Below are 6,732 nucleotides of genomic sequence, written 5' to 3' on the forward strand. Positions count from 1 at the left end.
CGCCGGACCCATGCCCGGCGGGCATGTTCCTCAGCGCAGCGGCGAGGCCAATACCGTGATCTCCTCACGGTCGTGATAGAGCTGCTTGGCGCGTACCACCAGCGGCTTGCCGGCCTGGTCCTGGAACAGGTCCAGGCACAAGCGGGTTTCGTCCCAGCGCTTCTTCATCGGCAGCTTCAGATTGAAGATCGCGTGCCTGCACCAGCCTTCGCGGAACCAGGTGGCCATGCGTTCGGCCACGCGGCGCGGCTGCTCGACCATGTCGCAGACCATCCAGTCCAGTGGCTGCTCCGGGTGCCAGTGGAAACCGTCGGCGCGCAGGTGCTCGACCAGGCCGGTGTCCAGCACGTGCTGGCGCAGCGGGCCGTTGTCGATGCTCAGCACGTGCATGTGCTGGCGGGTCAGCACCCAGGTCCAGCCGCCGGGTGCGGCACCCAGGTCGGCCGCGCGCATGCCGGGTTTGGCCAGCGCTTCACGCTCTTCCGGCGTCAGCAGGGTCAGCAGGGCTTCGTCCAGCTTCAGCGCCGAACGCGAAGGCGCTTCGGGCAGCAGCTTCAGGCGCGGGATGCCCAGTGCCCACGGCGCACTGTCGGCCGGGTCGGCCACGCAGACGAAGGCATGGGTGCCGTCGACGAACACCACGTGCAGGCGCGGCAGGCGGTTGTTCGGCTTGTCAGTCAGCTTGCCAGCCTTGCGCAGCGCCGGGCGCAGCGCATTGCCAAAGGCGCGGGCCAACCCGGACAGCGGCTTGCCGGCGTCCGAGTCCGGGTGTTCCACCCACAGGTCGCCGAAGCGCGGCGCATCGGCCAGCACGTCGAGCATCGGGGTAATGCGGTCGGCCGGGTCCAGCTGCGGCAGTTCGGCCAGCGCCACCAGCTTCTGCCGCGCGAAGATCAGCTCGCGCCAGCGCAGGCGCGGCGCCAGCGCGGCGGCTTCGTCGCACATGAAAAGCACGTAGCCGTCATTGCGCTGGGTACGCGCATAGCCGGCGAAACCGGCTTCGCCGGCACGGAACTGCAGCTCGCCGGCCAGCTCGGGCTCGAAGCCCTGCCGGCACAGGCACAGCAGGCCGATGCCGGTTTCAGTAACGGGCGCCATCGCTTTCCCCATAGGCGCGCAGCACGCTGCGCGCGGCGTCGCGGTTCAGGCCCTGCACCACTTCGATGCCACGCTTGTTGAGTTCACCCACCCAGTCGGCCGGCAGCGGACCTTCATCGAACGGGGTCAGCTCTTCGACGTCGGCCGAGTTGGCACCGATCAGCAGGCGGTCGATACCGGCCCACACGGTGGCGCCGTAGCACTGGCAGCACGGCTGCGAGCTGGTGGCCAGGGTGACCGGCGACAGCACCGCGTTCAGGCGCGGGGTCTGCAGGCGCTGCTGGGCCAGCATGTAAGCCATGTTCTCGGCGTGCGCCAGCGAGGTCGCGTGCGGCATCACCCGGTTCACGCCGGCGGCGATGACCTTGTCATCCGGGCCGAACACCACGGCACCGAACGGACCGCCACTGGCGTGCTCGACGTTCAGCCGCGACAGCTCGATCGCCAGCGCGACCTTGGCCTCATCGCTTGGATATCGACGATCCAGGTCGATCTGGTCGTGGATCCAGGCGGGAAGGGTCAGGTGGACTTGCGCGTACAGCATCGCGGGGGTGCCTCGTAGTGGAATGGAAGAAGGTGCGGTTGCTTGGGAAACCGGCGCGCAGTGTAGCTGCACCGGCCTGTATCGGGTGTGGCGGTGGGTCAGCCCGGCGAGCCGGTGCGGATCACCACGTACTGCTTGCGGAACTCCAGCCCGGCCTGCGGCCAGCTGGCCGCGTAGGCGCGCAGCAGGGGCAGGGCGGCGGCGAAGTCGTGGCCGTTGACCCGGCAATCGGCCTCGCACAGGCCGTCGGCATCGCGCGAGGCGAACAGGCGGATGGCAAGGAACTGGCGGGCTTTCAGCAGCTCGTCGAAGGCGTCCATGCTGCGGGTGAACAGGCAGCAGGGGCAGGAGCCATGATCGTCTTCGCTGCAGGTGGAGGCATCCACTTCCTGTGCACGGTAGTGCGCCAACGGCCCCAGCACCACGGTGCGCTCGTGTTCCTCGCCATTGTCACCGGCCGGATAGGTCAGGCCCATCATCGGCAGGCCCTGTGCGTCTTGGGCGCCGATCGCGGTCTGCAGGGTCACCAGGTCCACTCGGGCCCAGGCCTGGAAGCCGGACAACAGCGATGCCTGCTCATCGGCACCATTTGCGTGCTGGTACTCGAACAGGCCATCGGCGAACAACTGCGGATGCTGGCTTTCGATGACGGTGGAGGTCTGCCAACCACCGTTGTCGCGCGCGTGTGCGGCCATTGCATGCGGGGTCAGGCGCAGGCCGCTGTCCAGCAGCAGCGCGTTGCCGTCGACGTGGCTGGCGACGCTCGCGTCCTGCAGGACCTGCTGCAGCAGCGGGAGGAGGGCGGCGGAGGTCGTGGTCATGTCAGGCCTGTGGGTGGATGGGGTGGAACATCCAGGCAGGGCCTGGGGATCTAGCGGTCGAGCGCGTCGAGTTCGGCGCGATATCGCTGCGCGTCGGATTGCTGCTGCGGATCGTTGCCGTGGTCGCGCAGCCAGGTTTCCAGCTCGCGGCGATAGTCCGCGCGGAAATCGGCATTGCCCGGGCTGAAGTGCAGCTTGCGCGCCGCCACCTCCACGCGCTCGCGCGCGCTGGTCCGGGCCTGGGCGACACCATGCGGGGATTCGTTGGTGAGGATGACGAAGTTGCGCGGGAAGCCCGGCGTGTACTTCACCACGAACGGCTGGTCGCGCGCCGGGATGCGGATGGCGTTTTCCAGCGGCCATAGCGAGGCGGTGTTGGTGTGGAACACCACCTCCACGTCGCGGCCCTCGGCGGTACGCAGCACCCCTTCGTAGCGCCAGATGTACTGTTCGTTGAGCGTGGAGCTGGTTTGCTCGGCCTTGACGATCACCGCTTCACCACGCTCGCCCACCACGTTGAGGAAGGCGGCATTGAGGAAGTGGCCGAGGAACATGTTGAGCATCGCCAGCGGGAACACCACGATGGCGTAGCCCGGAAAGCGCCGCCACCACGAGACCAGCCCGGCCAGCACCATTGCTGCAAAGAACGTCAGCAGCGGATGCTGCGAGATGAACCAGAACAGGACGGAGAGGGCGGTGATCATTGTCGATGGCGTGCGGGCGCCGTGCTGGCGCCCGCGCAGGTCCTCAGGCCGACCAGGTATCGCGCAGGGTCACGCTGCGGTTGAACACCGGCTTGGCTTCGGTGTGGTCGCGGCGGTCGGCGACGAAGTAGCCGGTACGTTCGAACTGGAACGACTGCTCCGGCGCGGCGCTGGCCGCGGCCGGCTCGACATAGCCGGTGACGGTGCGGCGCGATTCCGGATTGAGGTAATCGCGGTAGGTCTTGCCTTCCGATTCATCATCCGGGTTCGGCACCGAGAACAGGCGGTCGTACAGGCGGATCTCGGCCGGCACGCCATGCACGGCGCTGACCCAGTGGATGGTGCCCTTGACCTTGCGGTTGGCGCCTTCCATGCCCGGACGCGATTCCGGATCCAGCCAGCCGCGCAGCTCGGTGATGGTGCCGTCGGCATCCTTGATCACTTCATCGCAGCGGATGATGCCGGCGCCGCGCAGGCGCACTTCGCCACCCGGCACCAGGCGCTTCCAGCCCTTCGGCGGCACTTCGGCGAAGTCCTCGCGGTCGATCCACACTTCGCGTGCGAACGGCACTTCGCGGCTGCCGAAGCTCTCGTCCTTCGGGTGGTTGCTGAAGGTGAGCTGCTCTTCGTGGCCTTCCGGCAGGTTGGTCAGCACCAGCTTGACCGGATCGATCACCGCCATGCGACGCGGCGCGGCGCTGTCCAGGTCTTCGCGCAGCGCGCCTTCCAGCACGCTGAAGTCGATCAGCGAATTCTGCTTGCTGATGCCCACGCGCTCGGCGAACAGGCGCATCGCCGCCGGGGTATAGCCACGGCGACGCAGGCCCTGCAGAGTCGGCATGCGCGGGTCTTCCCAGCCGTCCACCAGCTGCTCGGTAACCAGCGCCATCAGCTTGCGCTTGCTCATCACCGTGTAGTTGATGTTCAGGCGCGAGAACTCGATCTGGCGCGGCTTGGCCGCTTCGCGCGGCAGGCCGGCGTCGACCAGAGGCTGCGTCAGCGCGTCATCGTGGGCGAAGTCGACGTTGTCCACGCACCAGTCGTACAGCGGGCGATGGTCTTCGAATTCCAGCGTGCACAGCGAGTGGGTGATGCCCTCGATCGAATCGCCCAGTGCATGCGCGAAGTCGTACATCGGGTAGATCGGCCACGCGTTGCCGGTGTTCTGGTGTTCGACGTGCTTGATGCGGTACAGCGCCGGATCGCGCAGGTTGATGTTGCCGCTGGCCATGTCGATCCTGGCGCGCAGGGTGCGCGCGCCATCCGGGAATTCACCGGCGCGCATGCGGCGGAACAGGTCGAGGTTTTCCTCGACGCTGCGGTCGCGCCACGGCGACGGACGGCCCGGCTCGGTCAGGGTGCCGCGGTAGGCACGCACTTCTTCGGCCGACAGGTCGCAGACGTAAGCCTTGCCCTGTTCGATCAGCTTCTCGGCGGCCAGGTAGTAGGCCTGGAAGTAGTCCGAGGCATGGCGCAGCTCGTTCCACTCGAAGCCCAGCCAGCGCACGTCGTCCTGGATCGCGGCCACGTATTCGGGATCTTCCTTGGCCGGGTTGGTATCGTCGAAGCGCAGGTTGCAGACGCCGCTGAACTCACCGGCGATGCCGAAATTCAGGCAGATCGACTTGGCATGGCCGATGTGCAGGTAGCCGTTCGGCTCCGGCGGGAAGCGGGTCTTGATCGCCTGGTGCTTTCCGCTGGCCAGGTCCTCGCGCACGATCTGGCGGATGAAATCGCGCTTCTCGTGGCTGTCGGCGGGGGTCTCGGGGCTGGCGGGGGTGTGCTCGGACATGAGTCTGGGGCGAAAAAGGGCAGAAAGACCAACAGTCTAGCGCGTACGGGGCAGGGCTGCCCGGTGGGGTGTGGGGATGCCGGCCAGCGGCCGCAACTTCCCACCCATCTTCCGGCAGCGCCGGCAGCGGGCCGGCGGAATGTGGATCGCCGTGCAGTCGGGTAGTGCCAGCCGCTGGCCGGCGGAATGTGGATCGCCGTGCAATTGGGTAGTGCCGGCCGCTGGCCGGCAGAACGGTCATGCGCCGTCACCACCACCATTCAGCACCCGGGCGTATGCTGGAACCCTCTCCCACGGAGGCGCCGCATGCACATCGTGTACAAGGCCGACAACCTGTTCGACGCCCATCTGGTCAAGCACGCGCTGGAAGATGCCGGCATTCCGGCCTTCGTGTTCGGCGAGTCGTTGCTGGGCGGCATGGGTGAACTGCCGCTGTTCGGTGTGCTGCGGGTCGGTATCCCCGACGCAGCACGCCCGCAGGCTGAGGACATCGTGGCGGGGCTGGACTTGGGCCATGCGCCGGACGCCCCCATTTCAGACGCAGACGACATAGCCGGACTGCCGGCGTAGGAGCGCATCATGTTGGGAATTGGCGAGGGCATCCTCGGCATCGGCGCCTTCAAGCAGCGCCTGCCGCGCCCGGAAGAAGCACTGCCGGGGCGTGACCAGCCGTTGCCGCTGCACAGCAACCAGCACTTCGTGAACAGCCATCCGCTGAAGGACCGCTTCGCCGGCCTGCAGCAGATCCGTTTCGCGCTGGGCTGTTTCTGGGGCGCCGAGCGCAAGTTCTGGACCGAACCGGGCGTGTACAGCACCTCGGTGGGCTATGCCGGCGGCATCACCCCGAATCCGACCTATGAAGAGGTCTGCTCGGGCCTGACCGGCCACACCGAAGTGGTGCAGGTGGTGTTCGACCCGGCGGTGGTGAGCCTGGAGCGGCTGCTGCAACTGTTCTGGGAAAGCCACGACCCGACCCAGGGCATGCGCCAGGGCAACGACACCGGCACCCAGTACCGCTCTGCGATTCACGCCACCGACGAGGCGCAGTACGCCGCCGCGCTGGCCAGCCGCGAGGCCTACCAGGCGCAGCTGGATGCGGCCGGCTACGGCCCGATCACCACCGAGATCGTGTACCCGGCACCGGCCTACTACTACGCCGAGGACTATCACCAGCAGTACCTGGCGAAGAACCCGAACGGCTACTGCGGCATCGGCGGCACCGGCGTGAGCTGCCCGATCGGGTTGGATGTGGAGGCGCCGCGCTGACGCGCGGTGGTCCGCCTGCGGCGGGCAACGTCAACGGCTGAAAGCCAAAGCCAAAGCCAAAGCCAAAGCGGCTCTGGGTTGCTGCTTGTTGGGTGGGGCGGTGTGGGTTGGCAGGACACGCCGTGAACCCGTCCCTGGGGGCTCGATGGCGCCATCCATGGCGCCAACGGTCCTGCCAACCCACACCGCCCCACCCCCGACAGTTTCCCGGTGACGGTGGGAAAGAGCATTGGGTTACTGACGAACTGATGGAAAACAAAAAGGACACGGCGTTCGCCGCGTCCTTTTTGTTTGGTTCTGCATTGCCCTTGTAGAGCCGAGCCATGCTCGGCTCCGAGCAAGCGAAGCGCGCGACCCGCGTTTGCTCTTCTTTCTTTCTTCCGTGGCGGGCGGCCACAGGAAATTGTCAGAGGGCGGGCGGGTTGGGTTCGCGGGGGTGTCCGCCGCATGGATGCCGCGGCCAAGCCCCCATGGACGGGTTCACGGCGTCCCCCGCGAACCCCACCC

At 67.2% G+C, this 6,732-nt stretch carries 7 protein-coding genes; 2 read left to right on the forward strand and 5 right to left on the reverse strand.

The window, feature by feature from the left end:
- Positions 1–30: 30 nt before the first annotated feature.
- The 5 genes from rlmM to HLA98_RS10375 form a co-directional block, all read right to left on the reverse strand.
- A complete protein-coding gene (gene rlmM, locus HLA98_RS10355) occupies positions 31–1,098 on the reverse strand; it encodes a 23S rRNA (cytidine(2498)-2'-O)-methyltransferase RlmM (protein ID WP_057502037.1) in 1,068 nt (355 codons plus the stop codon).
- The gene (locus HLA98_RS10360; RefSeq protein ID WP_057502038.1) at positions 1,082–1,642 is read right to left on the reverse strand and encodes a nucleoside deaminase; all 561 of its coding nucleotides are present in this window, start codon (positions 1,640–1,642) and stop codon (positions 1,082–1,084) included. The genes rlmM and HLA98_RS10360 overlap by 17 nt, the downstream gene beginning before the upstream one ends.
- 98 nt (positions 1,643–1,740) lie before the next feature.
- Positions 1,741–2,463 carry a DUF6348 family protein gene (locus HLA98_RS10365; RefSeq protein WP_057502039.1) on the reverse strand — a complete coding sequence of 241 codons (723 nt, stop codon included), beginning with the start codon at positions 2,461–2,463 and terminating at the stop codon, positions 1,741–1,743.
- Between the two features lie 50 nt (positions 2,464–2,513).
- Positions 2,514–3,167, reverse strand: a complete 654-nt coding sequence (locus HLA98_RS10370) for a hypothetical protein (protein ID WP_057502040.1) — start codon at positions 3,165–3,167, stop codon at positions 2,514–2,516.
- 43 nt (positions 3,168–3,210) lie between these two features.
- Positions 3,211–4,959 carry a glutamine--tRNA ligase/YqeY domain fusion protein gene (locus tag HLA98_RS10375; RefSeq protein ID WP_057502041.1) on the reverse strand — a complete coding sequence of 583 codons (1,749 nt, stop codon included), beginning with the start codon at positions 4,957–4,959 and terminating at the stop codon, positions 3,211–3,213.
- Positions 4,960–5,265: 306 nt separating this feature from the next.
- On the opposite strand from HLA98_RS10375, the gene HLA98_RS10380 reads away from it, so the two are divergent.
- Positions 5,266–5,529 (forward strand): putative signal transducing protein, encoded by a 264-nt coding sequence (locus HLA98_RS10380; RefSeq protein WP_049444214.1) that lies wholly within the window; start codon positions 5,266–5,268, stop codon positions 5,527–5,529.
- A gap of 30 nt (positions 5,530–5,559) precedes the next feature.
- Entirely contained in the window at positions 5,560–6,225 is a 666-nt protein-coding gene (msrA, locus tag HLA98_RS10385; RefSeq protein WP_032968772.1) for a peptide-methionine (S)-S-oxide reductase MsrA, read from the forward strand.
- The last annotated feature ends 507 nt before the right edge of the window (positions 6,226–6,732 follow it).

Origin of the sequence: Stenotrophomonas africana, assembly GCF_013004645.1 — a bacterium.
In the GTDB taxonomy this organism is placed as follows: Bacteria; Pseudomonadota; Gammaproteobacteria; order Xanthomonadales; family Xanthomonadaceae; genus Stenotrophomonas; species Stenotrophomonas africana.

What these genes read in the sequence shown, in the direction of transcription:
- rlmM (WP_057502037.1), bottom strand. Translation starts at nt 1,098, where the DNA reads ATGGCGCCCGTTACTGAAACCGGCATCGGCCTGCTGTGCCTGTGCCGG.
- HLA98_RS10360 (WP_057502038.1), bottom strand. Translation starts at nt 1,642, where the DNA reads ATGCTGTACGCGCAAGTCCACCTGACCCTTCCCGCCTGGATCCACGAC.
- HLA98_RS10365 (WP_057502039.1), bottom strand. Translation starts at nt 2,463, where the DNA reads ATGACCACGACCTCCGCCGCCCTCCTCCCGCTGCTGCAGCAGGTCCTG.
- HLA98_RS10370 (WP_057502040.1), bottom strand. Translation starts at nt 3,167, where the DNA reads ATGATCACCGCCCTCTCCGTCCTGTTCTGGTTCATCTCGCAGCATCCG.
- HLA98_RS10375 (WP_057502041.1), bottom strand. Translation starts at nt 4,959, where the DNA reads ATGTCCGAGCACACCCCCGCCAGCCCCGAGACCCCCGCCGACAGCCAC.
- HLA98_RS10380 (WP_049444214.1), top strand. Translation starts at nt 5,266, where the DNA reads ATGCACATCGTGTACAAGGCCGACAACCTGTTCGACGCCCATCTGGTC.